Annotated in this window: 23 protein-coding genes; 16 read left to right on the top strand and 7 right to left on the bottom strand. The window is 70.1% G+C overall.

Annotated features, from left to right (window positions below):
- Positions 1 to 26 precede the first annotated feature (26 nt).
- Positions 27 to 773 carry a 4-phosphopantoate--beta-alanine ligase gene (locus tag MUG96_RS04915; RefSeq protein ID WP_246987047.1) on the top strand — a complete coding sequence of 249 codons (747 nt, stop codon included), beginning with the start codon at positions 27 to 29 and terminating at the stop codon, positions 771 to 773.
- Position 774: 1 nt separating this feature from the next.
- Positions 775 to 3,273 (top strand): AAA family ATPase, encoded by a 2,499-nt coding sequence (locus tag MUG96_RS04920; RefSeq protein WP_246987049.1) that lies wholly within the window; start codon positions 775 to 777, stop codon positions 3,271 to 3,273.
- A 7-nt stretch (positions 3,274 to 3,280) separates the two neighbouring features.
- Here MUG96_RS04920 and MUG96_RS04925 read toward each other — a convergent pair whose 3' ends face one another.
- Positions 3,281 to 4,999, bottom strand: a complete 1,719-nt coding sequence (locus MUG96_RS04925; RefSeq protein ID WP_246987051.1) for a sensor histidine kinase — start codon at positions 4,997 to 4,999, stop codon at positions 3,281 to 3,283.
- A gap of 183 nt (positions 5,000 to 5,182) precedes the next feature.
- Between MUG96_RS04925 and MUG96_RS04930 the strand changes: the two genes are divergently transcribed.
- From MUG96_RS04930 to MUG96_RS04940, 3 genes are all read left to right on the top strand, one after another.
- Positions 5,183 to 6,115 (top strand): thiamine-phosphate synthase family protein, encoded by a 933-nt coding sequence (locus tag MUG96_RS04930; RefSeq protein WP_246987054.1) that lies wholly within the window; start codon positions 5,183 to 5,185, stop codon positions 6,113 to 6,115.
- 117 nt (positions 6,116 to 6,232) lie between these two features.
- On the top strand, positions 6,233 to 7,168 hold the full coding sequence (locus MUG96_RS04935; protein ID WP_246987056.1) for a sulfide-dependent adenosine diphosphate thiazole synthase: 936 nt from the start codon (positions 6,233 to 6,235) through the stop codon (positions 7,166 to 7,168).
- Positions 7,169 to 7,331: 163 nt separating this feature from the next.
- Positions 7,332 to 8,096, top strand: coding sequence for a DUF7001 family protein (locus MUG96_RS04940; RefSeq protein ID WP_246987057.1), 765 nt, complete (start codon positions 7,332 to 7,334; stop codon positions 8,094 to 8,096).
- Between the two features lie 12 nt (positions 8,097 to 8,108).
- Here the strand turns inward: MUG96_RS04940 and MUG96_RS04945 are convergent, their stop codons facing one another.
- The 5 genes from MUG96_RS04945 to dcd form a co-directional block, all read right to left on the bottom strand.
- Positions 8,109 to 9,422, bottom strand: a complete 1,314-nt coding sequence (locus MUG96_RS04945; RefSeq protein WP_246987059.1) for a hypothetical protein — start codon at positions 9,420 to 9,422, stop codon at positions 8,109 to 8,111.
- Between the two features lie 72 nt (positions 9,423 to 9,494).
- Positions 9,495 to 10,766 (bottom strand): hypothetical protein, encoded by a 1,272-nt coding sequence (locus MUG96_RS04950; protein WP_246987060.1) that lies wholly within the window; start codon positions 10,764 to 10,766, stop codon positions 9,495 to 9,497.
- Positions 10,767 to 10,804: 38 nt separating this feature from the next.
- Positions 10,805 to 11,467 carry a class I SAM-dependent methyltransferase gene (locus tag MUG96_RS04955; RefSeq protein ID WP_246987062.1) on the bottom strand — a complete coding sequence of 221 codons (663 nt, stop codon included), beginning with the start codon at positions 11,465 to 11,467 and terminating at the stop codon, positions 10,805 to 10,807.
- Positions 11,464 to 12,360 carry a thiamine-phosphate synthase family protein gene (locus tag MUG96_RS04960; RefSeq protein WP_246987064.1) on the bottom strand — a complete coding sequence of 299 codons (897 nt, stop codon included), beginning with the start codon at positions 12,358 to 12,360 and terminating at the stop codon, positions 11,464 to 11,466. The genes MUG96_RS04955 and MUG96_RS04960 overlap by 4 nt, the downstream gene beginning before the upstream one ends.
- 13 nt (positions 12,361 to 12,373) lie before the next feature.
- Positions 12,374 to 12,964 (bottom strand): dCTP deaminase, encoded by a 591-nt coding sequence (gene dcd / locus MUG96_RS04965; RefSeq protein WP_246987066.1) that lies wholly within the window; start codon positions 12,962 to 12,964, stop codon positions 12,374 to 12,376.
- A 123-nt stretch (positions 12,965 to 13,087) separates the two neighbouring features.
- Here dcd and pth2 point away from each other — a divergent pair, with 123 nt between their 5' ends.
- The 4 genes from pth2 to MUG96_RS04985 all read left to right on the top strand — a co-directional run bounded on the left by pth2 (position 13,088) and on the right by MUG96_RS04985 (position 15,956).
- Positions 13,088 to 13,426 carry a peptidyl-tRNA hydrolase Pth2 gene (gene pth2 / locus MUG96_RS04970; RefSeq protein ID WP_246987067.1) on the top strand — a complete coding sequence of 113 codons (339 nt, stop codon included), beginning with the start codon at positions 13,088 to 13,090 and terminating at the stop codon, positions 13,424 to 13,426.
- A 76-nt stretch (positions 13,427 to 13,502) separates the two neighbouring features.
- Positions 13,503 to 14,918 carry a tRNA pseudouridine(13) synthase TruD gene (truD, locus tag MUG96_RS04975; protein ID WP_246987069.1) on the top strand — a complete coding sequence of 472 codons (1,416 nt, stop codon included), beginning with the start codon at positions 13,503 to 13,505 and terminating at the stop codon, positions 14,916 to 14,918.
- Between the two features lie 62 nt (positions 14,919 to 14,980).
- Complete coding sequence (locus MUG96_RS04980) at positions 14,981 to 15,706, top strand: DUF2103 domain-containing protein (protein WP_246987071.1); 726 nt, start codon at positions 14,981 to 14,983, stop codon at positions 15,704 to 15,706.
- 40 nt (positions 15,707 to 15,746) lie between these two features.
- The gene (locus MUG96_RS04985) at positions 15,747 to 15,956 is read left to right on the top strand and encodes a hypothetical protein (protein ID WP_246987073.1); all 210 of its coding nucleotides are present in this window, start codon (positions 15,747 to 15,749) and stop codon (positions 15,954 to 15,956) included.
- A gap of 27 nt (positions 15,957 to 15,983) precedes the next feature.
- Here MUG96_RS04985 and MUG96_RS04990 read toward each other — a convergent pair whose 3' ends face one another.
- The gene (locus MUG96_RS04990) at positions 15,984 to 16,715 is read right to left on the bottom strand and encodes a hypothetical protein (protein ID WP_246987075.1); all 732 of its coding nucleotides are present in this window, start codon (positions 16,713 to 16,715) and stop codon (positions 15,984 to 15,986) included.
- Positions 16,716 to 16,780: 65 nt separating this feature from the next.
- Between MUG96_RS04990 and MUG96_RS04995 the strand changes: the two genes are divergently transcribed.
- The 7 genes from MUG96_RS04995 (at position 16,781) to MUG96_RS05025 (ending at position 21,242) form a co-directional block, all read left to right on the top strand.
- Entirely contained in the window at positions 16,781 to 17,059 is a 279-nt protein-coding gene (locus tag MUG96_RS04995; RefSeq protein ID WP_246987077.1) for a 50S ribosomal protein L37ae, read from the top strand.
- A 25-nt stretch (positions 17,060 to 17,084) separates the two neighbouring features.
- The gene (locus tag MUG96_RS05000; RefSeq protein ID WP_135827932.1) at positions 17,085 to 17,219 is read left to right on the top strand and encodes a DNA-directed RNA polymerase subunit P; all 135 of its coding nucleotides are present in this window, start codon (positions 17,085 to 17,087) and stop codon (positions 17,217 to 17,219) included.
- A 1-nt stretch (position 17,220) separates the two neighbouring features.
- Complete coding sequence (locus tag MUG96_RS05005) at positions 17,221 to 17,460, top strand: KEOPS complex subunit Pcc1 (protein WP_246987079.1); 240 nt, start codon at positions 17,221 to 17,223, stop codon at positions 17,458 to 17,460.
- Positions 17,461 to 17,526: 66 nt separating this feature from the next.
- A complete protein-coding gene (locus MUG96_RS05010; protein ID WP_246987081.1) occupies positions 17,527 to 20,019 on the top strand; it encodes a PAS domain S-box protein in 2,493 nt (830 codons plus the stop codon).
- Positions 20,020 to 20,061: 42 nt separating this feature from the next.
- The gene (locus MUG96_RS05015) at positions 20,062 to 20,451 is read left to right on the top strand and encodes a winged helix-turn-helix domain-containing protein (RefSeq protein WP_246987083.1); all 390 of its coding nucleotides are present in this window, start codon (positions 20,062 to 20,064) and stop codon (positions 20,449 to 20,451) included.
- A 158-nt stretch (positions 20,452 to 20,609) separates the two neighbouring features.
- Complete coding sequence (locus MUG96_RS05020; RefSeq protein ID WP_246987085.1) at positions 20,610 to 20,996, top strand: prefoldin subunit beta; 387 nt, start codon at positions 20,610 to 20,612, stop codon at positions 20,994 to 20,996.
- The gene (locus MUG96_RS05025) at positions 20,997 to 21,242 is read left to right on the top strand and encodes a DUF3194 domain-containing protein (RefSeq protein ID WP_246987087.1); all 246 of its coding nucleotides are present in this window, start codon (positions 20,997 to 20,999) and stop codon (positions 21,240 to 21,242) included.
- Positions 21,243 to 21,267 lie beyond the last annotated feature (25 nt).

The following is a 21,267-nucleotide window of genomic DNA, read 5'->3' on the forward strand; positions in this document are numbered from 1 at the left end:
TTGGTCCGGGCCCGCCCGCTCCCTCTATGGACGACATCGAGATACCGGAGAGCCACCCGCGGTACGAGTCGCTGTTGACTCGCCACCGCATCGAGGCGGGGGTCGAGGCGGGGATCACCTCCCGGCAGGGACTCATCGCACAGGGGCGCGGTGAGGCCTACGACTACCTGCTCGGGGAGGAGACCATTCCGAGCGCCGACGACGCCGCCCGCGCCGCCGCCGCCCACCTCCTCGCGGCCGACCACGCGGTCCTCTCGGTCAACGGCAACGTCGCCGCCCTCGTCCCCGGCGAGATCGTCGACCTCGCGGCCGCGACTGGTGCGGACATCGAGGTGAACCTCTTCAACCGCACCGACGAGCGGATGCGGGCCATCGTCGAGCACCTCCAGGACCACGGCGCAGAGGACGTGAAGGGCCTGACCGCCGACGGGCGCATCCCCGGGCTGGACCACGAGCGGGCGAAGGTCGACGCCGACGGCATCGGCGCCGCGGACGTGGTGCTCGTCCCGCTGGAGGACGGCGACCGCGCAGAGGCCCTGGCGGAGATGGGCAAAACGGAGCTCGTCATCGACCTGAACCCCCTCTCGCGGTCGGCCCAGGCCGCGACGGTCCCCATCGTCGACAACATCATCCGCGCGGTCCCGAACGTGACCGCCCACGCCCGCGAACTGGCCGACGCGAGCGACGCCGAACTGGCGCAGATACGCGACGACTTCGACGCCGAGGCGGCCCTCGAAGCCGCCGAGGACCGCATCCGGTCGGGGGGTGACTGAGGTGTCGCTGCCGCCATACGTGTACGTCGACCGGCAGTTGCCGACGGCCGAGATCGTGCGGACACACCTCGAGTCCCGGACGCTGACGCCGTTCGGGGACGAGGAGCGGCTCGAACGCCTGCACCGCGTCTTCTACCCGGTTTTCCGGGTCGACTTCGAGTACGAGACGAGCAAGGGGACGCTGATCGGCAGCGAGGAGAAATCGGAGACGGCGTTTCTGGACGGGCTGTGGGCCGACAACGACGAACACGTCGGCCAGTACGCCGCCGAGACCGAGTCGCTGACGAACCTCCCCACGAGCGATTACGACTTCGGCCGCGACCGCTCGGGACTGGGCCGGAGCATCCTGCTCGAGTTCCAGGTGGCGAACGAGCGCGCGGCGTCGCTGCTGCCCGAGCGGGTCGCCGACTACGAGGACCAGCGCAGCCACGGACAGTCGGACACCGCCGACCTCTTCTTGCGGAAGCTCCGTGACCACTACGGCCTGCCCGGGGACTTCGACCCCGAGGGATTTCGCCAGGTGACGGACGTGACCCGGCTCTATCTCCCCTTCTGGCTCGCGGAGTACCGCAGCGAGGACCCCGACGAGGACAACGCCATCCTGCTCACGTTCCGGGACGCCGACGTGAGCAAAGCCGAGATCGTGGACCACGGCTGGCTGTCGGATTTCGTCTCCGAGGACCCGACCCGGCTCGCGGAGTACGGCCACGAGGTCACCCTCGACCGCGTGCAAGAACAGCTCTCGAAGGACGACGGGGGGGAAAACGGCGACCGGACTGGTCGCCGCTCCGACGGGACGGACCGCCCGGTCGAGCGCGGCGTCAGCCCCGGCGGTGACCCCACCGACGACGAAATCGTCCAGCCCGACGACGTGGAGATGGACGCCGACACGCTCGTCGAGGCACGCGTCGAGCGCGGCTTCGGTGACGTGGGCGGCATGGGCGACCTGAAGGAGACGCTGCGCCACAAGGTCGTCCGCCCGCTGGAGGACCCCGAGACGTTCGCGGAGTACGGCGTCGGCGTCGTCAACGGCGTCCTCCTCCACGGGCCGCCGGGCTGTGGGAAGACCTACATCGCGGAGGCGCTGGCCGGCGAGGTCGGCCACGACTTCGTCGAGGTGTCCCCGGCGGACCTGACGAGCAAGTACATGGGCGAACCCGCCCAGAAGGTGCAGGAACTGTTCGAGATCGCCCGCGCGAACCAGCCCTGCCTGCTCTTTCTCGACGAGATCGACGCGGTCGCGGGCGCCCGCGACGGCGAGAGTAACATGAACTCAAGCGAACAGCAGATGGTCAACCAACTGCTGACGGAACTGGAGGAGTCGACGGACGACGACGTGGTCGTGATGGGGGCGACGAACCTCGTCGCGGACGTGGACCCGGCGATCAGGCGGTCGGGCCGGTTCGACGAGCGCGTGGAGGTGCCGCCGCCGGACGCCGACGCACGCCGCGAAATCGTCGACATCCATCTCGCCGGCCGGCCGGTCGCCGACGACATCGACCTCGAACCCGTCGTCGAGGAGACGGTGGGCTACGCGGCCAGCGATCTCGAACTGATCGCTGAGAACGCCGCCCGCAAGGCCCTGCGGGAGGGCGTCGACATCGGGACCGACCACCTCGTGGCGGCCGCCGAGGAGGCCGACTCCTCGATCCCGGGGTGGGACGGTCCGGCCGACGAGGACGACCACGTCGAACAGCCGGCCGGCGTCGACCTCGAAGCGCGGTCGCTGGTCGAACCGGACCCGAGCCGCGACTTCGACGACGTGGGCGGGATGGCCGACCTGAAAGCCCGCCTTCGCGAGACGGTCATCGATCCGCTGGAGAACCCCGAGGACTACGACGAGTACGGGCTGGACGTGCTCAATGGCCTCCTGCTCTACGGCCCGCCGGGGTGTGGGAAGACGTACCTCGCGGGGGCGCTGGCGGGCGAACTCGGCCACGGTTTTCTCGAAGCGACCCCCGCCGATCTGACGAGCAAGTGGATGGGCCAGCCGGCACAGAACGTCGCGGACCTGTTCGCCGTCGCGGAGGCGAACGCTCCCTGTGTGCTGTTCATCGACGAGATCGACGCCATCGCCGGTTCGCGGACCGGCGGCATGAACACCAGCGAACAGCAGATGGTCAACCAACTGCTCGCCGAACTGGAGGACGTGGGCGAGGAGGTGGTCGTCGCGGCCGCGACGAACCTCGTCGAGGACATCGACGGTGCCATCCGGCGGTCGGGCCGGTTCGACGAGCGCGTGGAGGTGCCGCCGCCGGACGCCGACGCGCGGCGGGCCATCCTCGAAATCCACCTCCGGGGACGGCCGGTCGCCGACGACATCGACTGGGGGCCGGTCGTCGATGCAACCGAGGGCTACGCGGCGAGCGACCTCGAACTGCTGGCGGAGAACGCCGCCCGACAGGCGATGCGCGAGGACACGGACATCGAGCAGACGCACCTGAAACGGGCCGTCTCGGGGACCGAATCGAGCATCGCCGACTGGGTCGGCGCGCGCTGAGAGCGGCTCACTCGAACTCGAAGGGGCTCTCGGCGGCTTCGAGCGAGACCTGCCGAGCGGTGTCGATGCCGGTGATCTCGAAGCGAGCGCCACCCCGTTCGCCGTCGGTGACGCCGATGTCCCAGTCGTGGGCGTCGACGATCTCGGAGACGATGGAGAGGCCGAACCCCGTGCCGTCGTCGGCGGTGGTGTGGCCGTACTCGAATACCTCGTCGCGCTCCTCGGGAGGGATGCCGGGGCCGTCGTCCTCGACGGCGAAGCCGTCCGCCATCGTCTCGACGCGGATGGCGACGTCCTCGCCGACGTGGTCGATGGCGTTCCGAAAGAGGTTCTCGAAGGCCTGCTGGAGGCGGTCGCGGTCGGCCTCGACGGCCTCGTCGCCGACGATCTCGAAGTCGGCCGCGGGTGCCTCGACGGTGGCCCAGGCGTCTTCGGCGACTTCGCGGACGAGCACCTCCTCGGTCTCGCCGACGGTCTGGCCCTGCCGGGCGAGCTGGAGGAGGTCGTCGATGAGCCGGTCCATGCGGTCGGCGGCGTCCTCGAGCGCGTCGAAGTGTTCGGCATCGCCGGTCTCGCGGGCCAGTTGGGTCCGGGCGCTGATGACGTTCAGCGGATTGCGCAGATCGTGGGAGACGACGCTGGCGAACTCCTCTAACTGTTCGTTCTGCTGGCGGAGCCGCTCCTCCCGGCGGGTTCGCTCGGTGATGTCCCGGAGGACGATGAGTTCGCCGAGCAGGATGTCGTCGTCGTCGGTCAGGGGCGTGCCGACGCGCTGGTAGTGGCGCCCGGTCTCCTCGTCGGTGACGGCCTCGCGGTGGCTCATGGAGGCGTCGACGGGCGCGGGCGGGACGGCGAAGGGACGGAGCACGTCGCCGACCGACTGGCCCGTGGCCTCGTCGAGGGGGACGGTGAGAAACGGCTCGGCCTGCGGATTGACGTTGACGACGAGGCCGCGCACGTCGATCACGACGACGGCCTCGTCCATCTGCTGGACGGCGGTCTGGGAGGCGACGGGGACGAGCGTGAACAGGCCGTGGCGGGCGATGCCCCAGGAGATGGTGAACGCGGCGACGCCGGCGCCTACCAGCGAGACGTTCACCGCGGGGACGGGGTTGAGCGCGGCCGCCTCGACGCCCAGGCCCGCCAGCGCGGTCGTGGCGCCCATCACGAGTATCGTCGCCTGTCTGCGGTAGATGCCCTCCGAGTCGAGGACGTGTCGCCCAAGCAGGGCGACGCTGACCAGCAGGACGACGCCGCTGTAGAGCGCGAACACGGCCGTGAACGGACCGTATTCGACGATGAGCGTCTCGTAGCCGCTGGTCGCGGCCGCCACGTCGGTCCAGGCGAGCCGGTGGAACCCGTTCGTCGCCGAGAGGCCGGCGAACGCCACCGGGACGGCCATCGTCGCGGCGGCGGTCGGGAGCGTGAGATAGTCGTCGGTCCCGGTGTACCGGAGCGCGAACAGGAACAGCAGGCCGGGTATCGGCGCGGCGACGGCGTAGGTCGCTTTCAGCCACAGCGTCGCGGCGTCGGTCCCGACGACCCCGACCCTGACCGCGGTGACGAGCAGTGCGGTCGCGGCGGCAATCGAGAGACAGACCGAGAGATAGCCCCCGGGAACCGGCTCGTAGGCGCGCTGCTGGCGGACGACGTACAGCGCCGCGAGCAGCACCGCCGCTGCGGCGACGAGCAGCGGCGCAGTAAACGGGGTGTTCTGCCAGACCATACGGGCGTTTCCCAACGGTTCTCAATAGCGCGACTTATCAGTTTTCGCTTTTCTTCGCAGTCGAAACGGGCAACCGCTGGCGGTTCCGTCGTTTCCCTCGGCCGAACCCGGGACGGTCCCCGCGACGGTCCCGGACGGGGCGGGGGAATTAAACGCCGGACCGCCGAACCCCCCGCAGGGCCAATGGCACTCCAGTTACCGAGCGAGATCGTCGTCGAGCGGTTCCTGCCGACGGCGCGGGCGATGCTCGCGGCGGAACTCGACGCCCGCGGGTTCACACAGCAGGCCGTCGCGGACCGTCTCGGCGTCACGCAGGCCGCGGTGAGCAAGTACCTCAACGAGGACGTTCCGACCGAGGACCGCTTCGTGGAGGACGCCCGGATGCAGGCCACGGTCGAGCGCATCGCCGCGGGCTTCGCCGACGGCTCGATGGACGACTACGAGGCGCTGGGCGAACTCCTCGCGCTGGTCCGGGAGTTCGAGGACCGCGGTCCCATCTGTGCGGTCCACGAGGAGGAGATGCCCGCCCTCCAGGGGACGGGCTGTGACCTCTGTATCCGCGGGCTCGACGCCGACGTGAGCGAGGAGCGCGCGGTGCTCGCCTCCGTCCGGAAGGCCGCCCGCCGGATCGCCGACACGCCGGCCGTCGTCGATCACATCCCGAACGTCGGGATGAACGTCGGCATGGCGCTCGCGAACGCCGAAGACCAGCTCGACGTGGCGGCGATCCCCGGCCGCATCCACTCGCTCCGGGGCCGCGTCAACGTCCCCTCGAACCCCGAGTTCGGGGCCTCCGAACACGTCGCGACGACGATCCTCACCGCGATGCGGGTCGACGACTCGATCCGTGGCGGCATCAACCTCGCTACCTCCAACGCCATTCTCGACGCCGCCCGCGACGCCGGCTACGACCCCGTCGCCTTCGATGCCGACTACGATGGCCGTGCCGTGCACCTCGAAGCCCGCTTCCGCGAGGCCGGTCGCGTCCCGACGGTCGTCTATCACGAGGGCGCCATGGGCATCGAACCGATCACCTACGTCCTCGCCGAGACCGCCGAGGACGCCGCAATCGCCCTCGCCGATCTCGTCGACGCCGTCAGCGGCGCCGACGACTGACCGCCCGGTTCGGCACTTCTCACTGCGCCACCTGCTCCGCGACGCCAGTCATAAGCCGCTTGTATCGGTAATTTATAACACAACGCATAACACCACGGGGTGTTAACACCCAGTGGTATGAGCGAACGCGATTTCGATCAGTTCAGCGACGTCGGCGAAGCGGAAGTGACCCGTGCCATCGGCCAGGAGTGGACCGAGGAGTTCATGGACTTCAGCGACAGCGACGTGATCATCGTCGGTGGGGGTCCCTCGGGGCTGATGGCGGCGAAGGAACTCTCCGAGCGCGGGGTTCAGACGATGGTGGTCGAGAAGAACAACTACCTCGGTGGCGGCTTCTGGCTCGGCGGCTTCCTGATGAACAAGGTCACCGTCCGGAGCCCGGCCCAGCAGGTGCTCGACGACCTCGACGTGGACTACAAGCAGTCCCAGGACAGCGAGGGGCTGTACGTCGCCAACGGGCCCGAGGCCTGTTCCGGCCTCATCAAGGCCGCCTGTGACGCGGGCGCGAAGATGCAGAACATGACCGAGTTCACGGACATCGTCATCCGCGAGGACCACCGCGTCGGCGGCATCGTGATGAACTGGACGCCGGTCCACGCGCTCCCCCGCGAGATCACCTGCGTCGACCCCATCGCGGTCGAGGCGGACCTCGTCATCGACGCGACCGGCCACGACGCCGTCGCCATCTCGAAACTCCAGGAGCGGGGCGTCCTGAACGCGCCGGGCATCGAGCACGCCGACGAGCACAACACCGGCATGGACCAGACCGGCGACGACTCCTACGGCGCGCCCGGTCACGACTCGCCCGGCCACGACTCCATGTGGGTCGGTCAGAGCGAAGACGCCGTCGTCGAGCACACCGGTCTCGCCCACGACGGCCTCGTCGTCACCGGGATGGCTACCGCGACGACCTACGGTCTCCCGCGGATGGGGCCGACGTTCGGCGCCATGCTCCTCTCCGGAAAGCGTGCCGCACAGGCCGCCATCGACGAACTCGGCGTCGACGCCGAGGACGTGGACATGACGACGCGCGCCGAGCCCGCGGACGACTGACCACCTTTTTCTCCTCGGGTGGCCTCCGGCCACCACTCGTCGAAAAACGTGGGCGAAAAAGCCGGACGCTCACTTCGTTCGCGTCCGGTGCAACACGCTTGCCGGCACAGCGACAGCACCGCCGACCGCAAGACGTTTTCACGCGGGGATACCACCGACGAATATGGTCGACCGGGTCACGCTCTATCGCGCGCCGACGACGGAAGCCAACGCCGACGCCATCGCCGACTGGCTCGCCGAGCGCGTGGCCGCCGAGGTTCGGGTCCGGGACTGGTTTCTCGATATCTACGCTGACGGGGAACTCGCGGAGGCGTTCGCCGCGGCGCGAGTCCTCTCGCCGTACGACCGCGAGACGGGCAACACGATGCTCGGCATCGTCCGCTACGAGGAGCGCGCTCTCGAGCACCCCGAGCGCGCCGGCGGCGTCATCTACGACGGCCTCGCGGTTCAGGAGGCGCTCCGCCGGCGGCTCCCGGCCGACGAGCGCGGCCTCGACCACCTCCACGTCCCCCTGCTCGACCGCGTGCTGGGGACCTGGGGCGACCACGACGGCCGCTGGCACAAGCGCGTGAACGTCCTCGGTCAGCCGGGTCTCGTCTCCGTGCCCGGCCTCTACGAGGCGCCCGCGAAGCCGGAGGCCTACTACAAGGCGAAACAGCAGTCGGCGATGGTCTCCGGGAGTTCGCCGCCCCGGGAGGTGCTGGAGGAGCAGGTCGAGGGCGACTTCCTCGTCGAGTCGGACCCGCGGACGACGGAGGCGCTCCGGGGGTACGTCCTCCAGGCCTACCACTACCTCGACACGGGCGAGGCCTTCTGTGACGACGGGGACTGCCGGCTCGCGAACCCCCACCGCCAGCCCGGCGTCGTCGCGGCGCAACTCCGCGACCCCGAGTTCTGCCCCGACCACGCCGAACGGTACCGACCGTGAGGGGCCGCGCCGTCACTCGCCGACGGCGACCGTCACGTTCCCGTTGGCGCGCACGGTGGCGTTGGTGACGAAGGCAGGGTCGCCGAACACGAGCGCGACCGTCCGGTCGTCGAGGGAGACGACGCGGAAGTCGGCGGGCGAGGCGCGGTCGCGGGCGGTCGCGTAGTCGTCGAGCGCGGTTTCGAGTTCACCCGCCTCGGCGGCGGTGTCCCAGCGCAGGACCCACGCCCAGCCGAAGCGGCTGTCGTTGGTTGAGTGCTGGAAGACGGCGAGGTGGTCGGTGCCCCACCCGGTCGCGGCGACGGCCGCTCGCTCGGGAGTGAGTTCCGTCCCCAGCGCGGTCCGGGTCGTCATCTCACCGAGCGTGTTGTTCCCCAGCGACGCCCACTCGTCGGTCGTGTTCCCCACGACCACCGAGAGGTTCGCCGGTGGCTCCTCGCTTCGGCTGTAGTTGTGGATCACCTGTTCGGTCGTGCGAGGGTGGTCGTCGTAGGCCCGCGAGAGGTTCGCGGGGTCGTCGATGCGGTGGGCGACGTACTGGGCGCCGAAGCGGTACTGGGCGAGCGCGGAGCGGTACGTCGCCGACCCCGACTCGTAGAGGTTCCGGACGTACGCGGAGTTGTTCTGCACGTCGAGATACCGGTGGGCGTAGACGTCGGCGACGTAGACCGCCCCGCCCTCGACGAGCGAGCGGCGGGTCTTGAGCCGGTCGGTCGTCAGCCGCTGCTGTGTCAGCCGTCCGGCCCAGGGGAGCAGCGTCGTCCGGTACTGGACGAGGTGGACGAACTCGTGGGCGAGGACGCGCTCGGTCTTCCCGGCCGAGCCGTCGCCGGGGTGGACGTAGACGGCGCCGAACCGGGTGACGCCGGTCGGCTCGCTCCAGTCGACGGAGACGTTCTCGAAGCCGAGCGCGCGGTTCAGCGGTGACGCGCCGACGCGTCCGACGCTCCGGCGCCACTCGCTGAGGTTTCGCACCCGCACCGGCCAGGGTTCGGCGTCGCTGTCGAGCAACGACTGGACGCGGGCATAGGTCCGGGTCGCGTTGATTGGGAGCGTCCCGTTCTCGACGGTCACGGTGTAGCTCGGTGCGCCAGTGTCCGTACTCGCCGGCGTCGGCGTCCCATCCCCGGGCGTCGGTGACTCGGCCGTCTCGGACTCGTCGGCGGTCGTCGTTCCGGTTCCGTCGGCGGCCGTCGGTTCCGGGCTCACTCCGTCCGTTGTCGCGGGCGCTTCGGTCGCCGTTCCCCCACCAGGGCCGCTCCCACACCCCGCCAGCAGCAGGAGGAGGGCGACGGCGAGGGGAGCCACTCGGTCGGCTGCGCGCATGTCAGATACGTCTGACAGGTCTCACTAATTCCTTGCCGCTCGGCGTCTCCGCTTCGCGGGCCAGGCTGCCGCTCACTCGGGCGGTGCCGTGACGGTGACCGCGGCGTCGTCGGCGCTGGCGGTCGCGTTCGCGACGAACGAGGGGTCACCGCCGAAGACGACCGTCGTGTCCGCGTCGACGCGGACGAGTCGGAAATCGTAGGCGGTCGAGCGCCGCTCCCGGTACGTCTCGAAGGCGTCGGCGAACGCCGTCGCATTCGCGGGGTCGTCCCACCGGAGCGTCCACGCGACGGCGGCCACCTGCCCGTTCCGGAAGACGGCGATCTCGTCGTTCCCCCAGCCGGCGGCCGCCGGGGCGGCCACCGAGCGGGGGAGCTGGTCGCGAAGCGCCACCCGGACGAACAGCTCGCCCATCCGGTCGGTCCGCGGGACCCGCCAGCCGCGTCGCTCGTAGCTCACCGTCAGGTTCCGTGGCGGCTCCGCCGCCGGCGACAGGTCGTGGAGGACCTGCTCGCTCGTCGTCGGTCGGTTCTCGTACAGCGCCGAGAGGTTGTCGGGCGAGTCTATCTCCCGTGCGGCGTACCGGGCGCCGAAGTAATAGAGGCTGTAGATGTATCGGGTCCCGGTCGGGCCGGCCTCGTACCGCTGGCGTGCCCGCTCCCGGTGGCCGGTCGAGTTCAGCCCGTACCGCTCCGCGTAGCGGTCGGCGACGTAGACGGCACCGCCCTCCGCGAGCATGGCGTTGGCCTGGAACCGGTCGCGGTGCGGCGGCGACGTGTCGATCCACGGTACCATCCCGGTCCGGAACTGGACGACGTGGACGAACTCGTGGGCGAGCGTGTGCTCGACTTCGTCCGGCGTCCCGTCGCCGGGGTGGACGTACACTTTGCCGGCCCGCCGTGTCATCCCCCGCGTGCTGTCGACGTACGGCCGCGTCGCCGTGAAGTGGAATATCCGTTTGACGGGGTCGTCGTAGCCAAGCCCCCCACCGAACACTGCGTGTCGAACGACGACCCTGCTCGGTTCGACCTCCTCACCGGTCGACCGCTCGATGCGCTCGAAGACACGCGTCGCGTTGGCGTCCAGGTCGCCGTCGACTTCGACCCGCTCGCCGCCCGGTGTCGCTGTCGCGGTCGCGACGGCCGCCGAGGCGACCGTGCCGTCCGCCGCCGTCGCGGTCGTCGCCGGCGAGTCGGCGGTCGGCGGTCCCGCTGTCGTCGCGGTTCCCGGGCCGGCAGTCGCCGTGTCCGCGGGAGCGGTCGTCGTCGGCCCGGTGCCACCGGGCGACGCGCCACACCCCGCCAGGAGGACGAGTGTGATAACTCCTGCCACACGGAGTCTCATGCCCCCGGCTGAGGACTGTGGCGACAAAAGCGTCGGGGTCAGCGGTCCGCGACCCGGCCGCTGAGCAGTCCCAGGTAGCCCCCGGCGAAGATCTCGAAGCGTCGGTCGGCGGTTCGCGCGGTCAGGGTCTCGCGGGCGGCCGCGACCCGCCGCTCCAGCGCGGCCGCCGGCGACTCGGCGGGGATGCCCCGTCCCGGGGAGGCGGCCCAGACGAACGCCTGGAACGCGAGGTTCAGCGGCGCCGCGAGCGGGGCGTCGCTGCGCTGGAAGTTCAGCAGCGCGACCCGACCGGTACAGCGGTCGAGCCAGTCGGCGACGGCGGCCGCCGGGGCCGCGAACATCCCGACGACGAAGGTTCCGAGGACGGCGTCGACGGGGCCGTCGACGGGCGGGCGGGTCGCGTCGGCGAGAGCGACGTGGACGTTCCGCCAGCCGCGGTCGACGATCCGACCGCGAGCGCGTGCGAGGACACCGGGCGCGAGGTCGAGGCCGACGACGGTTCCCTCCGGACCGACGGCTTCGCGGAGGTACGGGAGGTTCGCGCCGGTGCCACAGCCCATCTCGACGACGGTGTCGCCCGGCTTCAGGTCCAGAGCGTCGACGGCGCGGCGGCGCCACGCGGTCACGCCGGGGGCGGTCGCTAGCAGATCGTAGAGCCGCGCCCACCGACCGTAGAACGACTGGACGGCGGCGACGCTCATAGAACGTCCCGGAGCAACTCCGCGGTGGCGTGGGCGTCCGTGCCGAGGACGTACGCCACCGGCTCGATACCGAACCCGCCGGTCTGGTAGAGGACGGTCGCCTCGGGCCGCGCCGAGAGCGCGTCGGCGATACCGTCCGCGATGTCGGCCTCGGCGTCGAACTCGACGGCGACCTGCCCGGCCGATTCGAGCCCCTCGACCAGCACCGGGTCGTAGCTGACGTTGATCGCGCCGCGGGCGTCGCTGCCGGCAGCCCGCGCCGCCAGCAGGACGTTCGCGACGTGCTCGCTCGCGCCGAACTCCGGCTCCGCGGGCACCTCGACCCGACCTTTCAGGTCGATGAGCCGCCCCGGGACCGCCGCCACGTCGTCGATGCCGTCCGCGCCGGGCAGCGCCTCGACGAGGTTCGACCCGACCGCGGGGATGTGCCGCGCGAACCCGCCCGTGTTCTCCAGGACCGTCAGCCCGCGCCGGACGGACGCCAGCGCCCGCTCGGCCGTCCGGACCGAACTGTCCGGGTCGTGGACGTCGAACGCGCCGCCGTGGTCGGCCAGTTCCGGCACCGCCTCCTGGTGGAGCTGTGCGAGCACGTCCCCCCCTTCGAGCTGGCGGACGAGGACCTCCGTCTCGACCAGCGCCTGCACCGGCGTCATCGAGCCGTCGACCAGCCCGTCGGCGAGGCGCTCGACGAGGTCGAGCACCCGCTCGTCGGTCTCCAGGCGCGCGTTCGTAGCCACGTCGCCGTGGACGTACTTCGAGACCGCGCTCTGACTGAGGCCGAGCAGGTCCGCCACTTCGCTCTGTGTCAGCCCCCGCTCGCGCAGCGCCTCGGCCAACAGCGAGCGGTACGTGGGCAGGAACTCCTCGACGATGACCTCCTCGATGAATCGCATCAGGCCACCCCGCTCACTTCTGGTCCCCGCCGAACTCGTGGTCGCCCTGTATCTTCGAGGCCTGCGGCCCGGACTGGTCCTGGTACTTCGAGCCACGCTCCTCGCCGTATGGCCGGTCTGCCGGCGTCTTCAGCTCCGTGAACGTCAACTGTGAGATGCGCATCCCCGGCGTGAGCGCGACGGGCGCAGTGCCGAGGTTGGACAGCTCCAAAGTTATTTTGCCTGAAAAACCGGGATCGCACAAACCGGCTGTAGCATGCACCACGATTGCCAACCGACCGAGCGACGACCGCCCCTCGACGTGGGCGATGAGGTCCGGCGGAATCTCGACGCGCTCGACGGTCGTCCCGAGGACGAAGTCGCCGGGGTGGAGGATGAACTCGCCGCCTTCGTCGACGTGGGTCTCGGCGACGTACTCGTCGACTTCCTGTTCGCTGTTGGGGTGGATACAGGGGATGTTGGCGTGCTGGAACTCCAGGAACTCCCGGCCGAGCCGGAGGTCGACGCTGGCCGGCTGGACCTGGAGATCGACGTCCTCCAGCGGCTCGATGACGAGGTCACCGTCCCCGAGCCGCCGCAGGATGTCCGCGTCCGAGAGGATCATATCCCAACGAGCGGGGCCGCGCGTCTAAAGTTCCCCGGGTCCCGTTCGACCAGTTTCGAGATGGGCCGACGAAGCGCGGTGCGGTCCGGTATCCCTTTTGTCGCGGCCCCGCTCGACTCGGGCATGAAACAGGCCATCGTCGCCCGCACCGACATCGGGATGGGGCAGGGCAAACTCGCCGCACAGGTCGCACACGCCTCGCTGTCCGCCTACGAGGACGCGTCCGCGAAGACCAGACGCGCCTGGAAGGGCGAGGGACAGAAGAAGGTCGTCCTGAAAGGCGAGAGCGAACAGCAACTGTTCGAGCTCGCGGACGCAGCCGAGCGCGAGGGGCTGCCCAACGCCGTCGTCCGCGACGCGGGCCACACCCAGCTGGAGCCGGGGACGGTCACGGCGCTGGCCATCGGCCCCGGTGACGAGGATGCCGTGGACCGCGTGACGGGCGAGCTCTCGCTGTTCTGAGCGGACGGCGGACGCCCGGCGACTTCGCGGCGGCGACTGCCGGGGCTTATCACTCGCCGGCGCGAACCGGTCGGCAATGACCGACGCAGACGCCGACCGCGACTGCCGGGCGGCCCACCCCGTCGAGCGGGCCGTGGGCATGGCCTACTACGTCAGCGACGTCGACGGAATCGGCGGTCGCCTGCGTGCCGACCCCGAGGACTTCCGCGTCACCGAGATCGAGGCCTTCGAGTCGGAGCCGGTCGACGCCGACCCCGGCGCGTACAACCACGTCCTCCTGCGGGCCACGCTCCGGGACTGGGACACGAACGACTTCGCAGCCGCGCTGTCGGACGCCCTGGGGGCCAGCCGCGAGCGCGTCTCCTGGGCCGGCACCAAGGACAAGCGAGCGGTCACCACCCAGTTGTTCACCGTCCGCGACGCCGACCCCGAGGCCGTCGCGGCCGTGGACCTCGGCGGCGCGGATATCGAGGTCCTCGGTCGGACCGGCCGCGACATCTTCTTCGGCGACCTCGCGGGCAACGCCTTCGAAATCGTCGTCCGCGACCCGGACGCGCCCGAGCACGTCGACGCCGTCACCGCCGACCTCCGGGCGTTCGCGGGCGTGGCGGGCGAGGGCGAGCGCGGTGCCGATGGGGCCGACGACCCCGCGGACGCCGCGACCGTCGGCGTCCCCAACTACTTCGGCCAGCAGCGGTTCGGCAGTCGCCGCCCGGTCACCCACGAGATCGGGCTGGCAGTCCTCCGCGACGACTGGGAGGGCGCGGTTCTCGCCTACGTTGGCAACCCCTCGGACCGCGAACCCGCGGAGACCCGCGAAGCCCGCGAGTACGTCGAAGAGACCCGCGACTGGCAGGGTGGTCTCGACCGGATGCCGGAGTGGCTGGGCTACGAGCGGGCGATGCTCCACGAACTCGCCGAGAGGGGGTCGAGCGACGCCGACGACTTCCGGGCGGCCCTGGAGACGGCGCCGACGAACCTCCAGCGGCTGTTCGTCAACGCCGCCCAGTCCGCGCTGTTCAACCGGATGCTCTCGGCGCGACTGGAGCGGGGCCTGCCCTTCGACCGCCCGGTGGCGGGCGACGCCGTCTGTTTCGCCGACCGGGACGCCCCTGACGACCTCCCACTGCCGGACACCGACCGGACACAGCGCGTGGACGAGGACCGGGTCGACACCGTCACGCGCCACTGCGAGCGCGGGCGGGCGTTCGTGACCGCACCGCTCGTGGGGACGGAGACGACGCTCGCGCCCGCGGATACGGAGCCGGGCGAGATCGAACGGACCGTCTTGAACGAGGCCGGAATCGAACCGGCCGACTTCGACCTCCCCGGGGAGTTCCACTCGACCGGGACGCGGCGGGCGGTGCTCGTGCGGACGGACCTCGCCGTCACGCGTGACCCGCTCACCTTCGAGTTTCGCCTGCCGAAGGGGAGCTACGCGACCGTCCTCCTGCGGGAGTACCTGAAGGGCGACCCGGACGGGCTGGACTGACTACTCCCCGGAGACCGCACCGAACCGCCCCGCTTATCCGGCGCAGTCGCCGACTGTGGGGTATGGAGTGTCGGCAGTGTGCGTCCGCGCTGGAGCGGCCCGGGGACTACTGTCTGGTCTGCCGGACACGAAACGCCGACACCGCGGTGCTCGACCTCGACCGCGACCGCGCGACCGTGACGACGCTGCTCGACGACGACGTGATCGGCGAGCGGACGGTCACGACGACGCCCGAGGACCCCGACGGCGAATCGGACGTGATCGAACTCCGGAACTTCGCGAGTCTGATCGCCGACGAGGTCCACCGCAAGCGCCCGGAGGAGGTGTACGCGACCGGCGACCGCGATGTGCTCAGGGAGGTGCGGGGCCAACTCCACTACGAGTTCTACCGGGTCGCGGCCGACGACCCCGTGCCGGCGGTCGTCGAGCGCCGCGGCCGGCCGGCCCTGGAGGTCGTCGAGGAGTCGACGGCCGACATCCTCGGTGGGTCTCACACGACGCTGATCGGCGAGCGGGCGGGCAAACGCGCCATCGAGACCGTCGCAGGCCACCCGCACGTCAAGAAGATCATCCCCGGCCCCATCGACGCGGGCGGTTCGGGCTCACGGACGGGCGTCCGCGCGAAGGCGACGCGGGCGGACGCGAAGGGGAACGTCCGCCTGCTCATCCGGGACGGCTCCAGCGTCCAGGAGAACCGCGTCGTCACGACCGCCGGCGACCGCGAACTCGGCGAGCGGGTCCGGGCCGACCTCAACGAAGCGCTGACCGAGGCGGACCTGCAGGACTGACACCAAAAACTTTCGTGCGTGGTAGCGCTGACGGTCGCGTATGGACGAGTCAGCCCTCCAGGCTCGCCTCGACAGGATCGAGCGCCGCCAGTACCTCATCCTCGCCCTGCTCGTCGTGCCGTACCTCTACTGGTTCGGGACGGTGGTCGGCTTCTGGGTCGCCGGCGCCGTCTACACCGCGGTCGCGCTCGTCGCAGTCGTCGCTGTCTTCGTCTCCCGCAGGCGGCGCCGGAACGCGGCCGGACAGTAACGGCACGCGCCGCCGGCACCGGGACGGTCACAGCAGCGCCCCGACCCCGACCAGCGCGAAGACGACGAGATAGAGGACGGCCGTCCGGCGGAGACCGCCGAGGTCGGCGCGTGCGTCGAGCGCGAGCGGGAGCGCGTGGAGTGCGGCGAGCGTGGGGTAGCGGACCGTCCTGATCGCGTCGACCCCGGCAGCGTGGTAGACGACGAGGCCGAACCCGAGGAAGGCGGCGTAGCTGTAGCCGGCGGCGCGGCCGGGCTGCCCGTCACGACGGAGGGCGTCGGCGGTCCAGGCGTAGCCGATGGCGAGGTCGACCGTCCACAGCGACCACACCGCGTCGGCCACGGGGCCGAGCGGGACGGTTACGAAGGGGTCGCCGCCGACGGTCGCCGGGAGGCCGACGATGACGGCCCAGAGCGTCGCCGTCGTGGCGAGCCCGTTCAGGAGCCCGAAGCCGAGCAGGGGCAGCGAGAACCGCATCGCGTCGGGGACGTGCCACAGGCCCGCACCGACCATCACGCCCACGAGCGGCGTCCAGACGGCGAGTGCGACGAGGCCGGCCGTCGGCGCCGCGAGGTCTGCCACGGGTGCCAGTAGTTCGAGAACGGCGGTCGCAGTCCACCCCACGAGGCCAACGACGGCACCGAGCCGGAGGAAGTCACTGCTGCCGAGGCGGCCGCTCGTGGACGGTGCGAGGGCGGCGAGCCGCGACCGGACGGGACCGTGGTCGGACACGACGACCGATAGGGGCGAGGTCGGCATCAGTCCCGGGGAACTCGTCCCGACTCGCAGGGTTTATCTGCGCGCTGTGTCGATAGTACGGTACTATGGCCAGTGACAAAGCGAGTACGGGTAGCGCGGGCCGATTCGGCGCCCGCTACGGCCGTGTCGCCCGTCGTCGCGTCGCCGATATCGAGGCGGACATGAACGAGGACCACGAGTGCCCGGAGTGTGGCGAGAAGCGTGTCGCTCGCCAGGGGACCGGCATCTGGGAGTGTGACGACTGCGGCTACAAGTTCACCGGCGGCACGTACAAGCCGGAGACCCCGGGCGGGAAGACCGTCCGGCGCTCGATCCGGGCCGCGCTCGGAGAGGACGAGAGCTAAATCACTCGCCGTCTTTCGTACACACATGAGCTACAAGTGTTCCCGATGCAAGCGTGACGTCGAACTCGACGAGTACGGTGGCGTCCGCTGTCCCTACTGTGGACACCGCGTCCTGCTGAAAGAGCGGAGCCGCGACGTCAAGGAAGTCGGCGTCCGGTAGCGTGCCGGCCGCCCACGACGCGGAACTCTCCTTCGCGTTCGACAGCGAACGCCGCGCACGGATCGTCACCGAGAGCGTTCGCCAGGAGGTCGACGAGATCGACGGCGACCGGACCCGTGCCAGCGTCGACCGAACGGCCCGGACGGTCACGGTCGCAGTCGCCGCGAGCGACCTCGTGGCGCTCCGCGCGGGATGTAACACGTGGTCGACGCTCGTCTCCGTCGCCGAACGGGTCGCCTGACCGCGGCAACACGCTTATCTCCTCGTGTCTCCACTATCGGTGGTACACTGAGGAGTCACACGAAACATGCAGACATCGAGCGACGGGTGGTTCCTAGACGCGGAGAGCCGCGACCACTGGCCCACGGACTTCGCAGCCGACACCGTCCTCGATGCCGTTTCCGATCTCTTCTACATCGTCGACCGGCGCGGGCAGTTCGTCGAGTGGAACGAGCGGTTCCGCGAGGCGACGGGCTACACGGACGACGAGATCGCCGACTTGCACCAGTTCGATATCATCCCCGACGAGGCCGAATCCGAGGCGCGCCGGCTGCTGGCGGCGGTCGCCGACGGCGGGGAGATCACGGTCGAAGCGCCGCTGGTGACGACAGACGGCGACCGGGTTCCCCACGAGTTCACGGCGTCGCCGCTGACGGACGACGACGGCCGGGTCTGGGGGATGACCGGCACGGCCCGCGCGGTGTCGGCCCGGCGTGGCCGGGAGGGGCTGCTTCGTGACCTCCACAGGGTGTCGCGGGTCCTGCTCGGGGCCGAGAGCGAACAGGCGGTCGCCGACGCGGCGGTCGAAATCGCACAGGACCACTTCGAGTGTGCGACCGCGGGCGTTCGCCTGCTCGTCGACGGCCGACTGGAGATGGTTGCGGTCGAGACGGACGACGAGCGCCTCGACGAACGGCTCCCGCCCTACGAGGTGGGCGAAGGGTTCGTCGGCGCGGCCTACGAGCGGGGGGAGCCGATCCGCTACGAGGACCTCCGCGATCTCGACCCCGAAATCGACTACGGGCCCGCCCGGAGCGCGATGCTGCTCCCGATTCCGGGCCACGGGATGATCAACCTCGCCGCGACCGAACCCGGCGCGTTCGACGAGGCGGACCTGGAACTGGGCCGGGTGTTCGCGGCGGACGTGGAGGCGGCCTTCGAGCGGCTCGACCGCGAGCGGCGGTTGCGCGAGCGCAAACACGAACTCGAACGGTACGAGACGCTGGTCGAGACGATGGGCGACGGCATCTACACCACGGACACGGACGGGGTAATCACGATGGCGAACGACACGCTCGCCGAGATGCTCGGCTACGACCGTGACGATCTCGTCGGCGAGACGCCCGACCTGGTCGTCGATTCCGACGCGTTCGAGCGGGCGAACGGCCTCGTCGAACAGCTTCTCTCTGGGGACATATCGGTCGCGACTCACGAGGCGGAGCTGGCGACCGCGGACGGGCGCTCCCTCCCCATCGAGAACCGGCTCTCCCTGCTCCCGGGCGAGGGGACCGTCGGCGTGGTTCGTGACGTGACCGAACGGCGTCGGCGCGAACAACAGCTCAAGCGCAGCCACGAGGAACTCACGCGGCTGAATCGCATCAACGAGCTGATTCAGGAGACGATTCACGCGCTCGCATCGGCGGCGACGCGCGAGGAGATCGAGACGACGGTCTGTGAGCGGCTGGCGGACTCGGAGTTCTACCGGCTGGCGATGACGGGCGACCTCCACCGCACCGACGGCGTGGTCGAGCCGAGTTCCTGGGCCGGCGACGGCACCGACTACCTGGACTCGCTGACGGTGACGTCGGCCGACGACGCGACGGGTCAGGGCCCGGGCGGCCGCGCGATCAGGACCGGTGACGTGCAGGTCTGTCAGAACGTCGCGGCGGACCCGGGGTTCGAGCCCTGGCGCGAGGCGGCGCTGGCCCACGACCTCTGGTCGGTCACGGTCGTCCCGCTCCGGCACGGCGAGACGGTCCACGGCATCCTCGCGGTCTACGCCGACGAGACCAACGCCTTCAGCGGGCGCGAACTCCGGGCGTTCGACGTCCTCGGCGACATGATCGGCTTCGCGATCAGCGCCATCCAGAACCGGCGACTCATCCAGGCCGACCAGGTCCAGGAGTTCGAGTTCCGGCTCGACGAATCGGATACGGTCGCGGCCGGCGTGACCGAGCACCTCGACTGTCGCTACCGCGTGCTCGGACTCGCATCGACCGCCGAGCCGGGGCTGCTCCACTACGTTGCGGTCGAGGGGGCGACGGCCGCCGAGATCGAGGCGGCCCTGAACGAGTCCGAATCGGACCGAATCGGGGACGTTCGGCTCATCAGCGACGACGGGGACACCTGTCTGGTCGAGGCGCGGGTTGTCGGCAGCGTCCCCGAGATACTTCAGGAGTCCGGCGTCCAGACCACCGAGGCAGTCGCCGAGGACGGCACCGTCGAGTTCGTCGCTCGCGGGCCACGGGACCTCGACTTTCGGACGGTGCTCGGGACGCTCGAATCCACACACGGTGGGGTCGAACTCCTGGCGAAACACGAGATCGACGCCGACGTGCGGGCCGGGCGCGGGACGCCGGTCGCGGTCGCCGACCGTCTCACCGACCGGCAGTCGGCGGCGCTCAACGCCGCGTACTTCAGCGGTTACTTCGACTGGCCCCGGGACAGCACTGCCGAGGAGGTCGCCGACGCGCTCGGTATCTCCTCCGCGACGCTCCACCAGCATCTCCGGCACGCACAGCGAAAACTCCTCGAAGCGAGCTTCATTGACGGGGGCCGTAGCCCGAACCTAGACACGTAGGTAGACATCTCTTGAACGGGGAACGGGTACCAATGGGTACGCATGGATGATCACTCCCAAGACGGAGCGACGGACTCACTGAGCCGAGGGAGTCCCCTGGGTGACGGTGGGGTCGCACTCACGCCGTCCCTGGAGACGGTGTTCGAGGTGCTGGCAGACGAGGAGCGACGGGACATCTGTCGCTTCCTCGTGTCGGAGGCGCCCGGTGTCGTGACGGTCGACGAAATCGCGAACGCACTGACCGACCACGAAACCGAACGGGAGCGGCTGGCGATCCACTGCCACCACCGCCACCTGCCGAAACTGGACGAGGCCGGCCTGATCGAGTACGACCCGCGGAGCAACGCGGTGCGGTACTGGGGCCAGCCGACCGTCGAGAAGTGGCTGGATCACACGCGACACGTGGACGACCGGCCCGAACCCGAACCATAGGTTCGCGGGCCGACGAGTCCTCGTCGTCGGTCCCGGATCGGGGTTCGACTACCGGCGTCGCGAACAACACCCGCTCCATGCGCTGGATCGCGGGTGGGGGAGCCCGGTGTGCCCACGAGATGCGTGGGTTTTTCACTCCGGATGCCGACGGTCAGGGTATGCAGGGTAATCTACCGCCGGAAGCACAGGAGAAAATCGAGGAACTGCAGGACCTTCAGGAGACGGCCCAGCAGGTCGCAGCCCAGAAACAGCAGGCAGAGACACAGCTGACCGAGTCCGAGACGGCGCTCGACGAGCTCGACGACGTCGACGAGGACACCACGATGTACCGCGAGGTCGGCGAACTGCTCGTCAAGACCGGCTACGGCGAGGCACGCGAGGACCTCGAGGAGAAAGTCGAGAGCCTGGAAGTGCGCGTCGACACGCTCGAAAAGCAGGAAGAGCGCGTCCAGGAGCAGTTCGAGGACCTCCAGCAGGAGCTCCAGCAGATGCTCGGCGGCGGTGGCGGCGGTGGCGGCCCGATGGGTCCCGGCGCCGGCGACTAAATGTCCGAGCCGACTGACGAGGAGGTCGTACAGGCCGCGGCCGAGGCCGCCGAAGGCCTGGTCTTCTCGCGATACAAACAGTCCGCGGTCACCGACCTCGACGTGACCGTCTCGTTCGAGGACGGCGTTCTCGAAGTCGACGTGTACCTCAACGCACCCGACGACCGCCACGACCCCGAGCAGGTGGCCGACGATGCCGCGCTGGCGGCACGGGCGGCCGTCGACGACCTCTTTGCGGACTCCTGACGCGACGCGGTTTCGGACTCGCTTC

The sequence above is a fragment of the Halorientalis marina genome (genome assembly GCF_023028345.1).
Taxonomy (GTDB): Archaea; Halobacteriota; Halobacteria; order Halobacteriales; family Haloarculaceae; genus Halorientalis; species Halorientalis marina.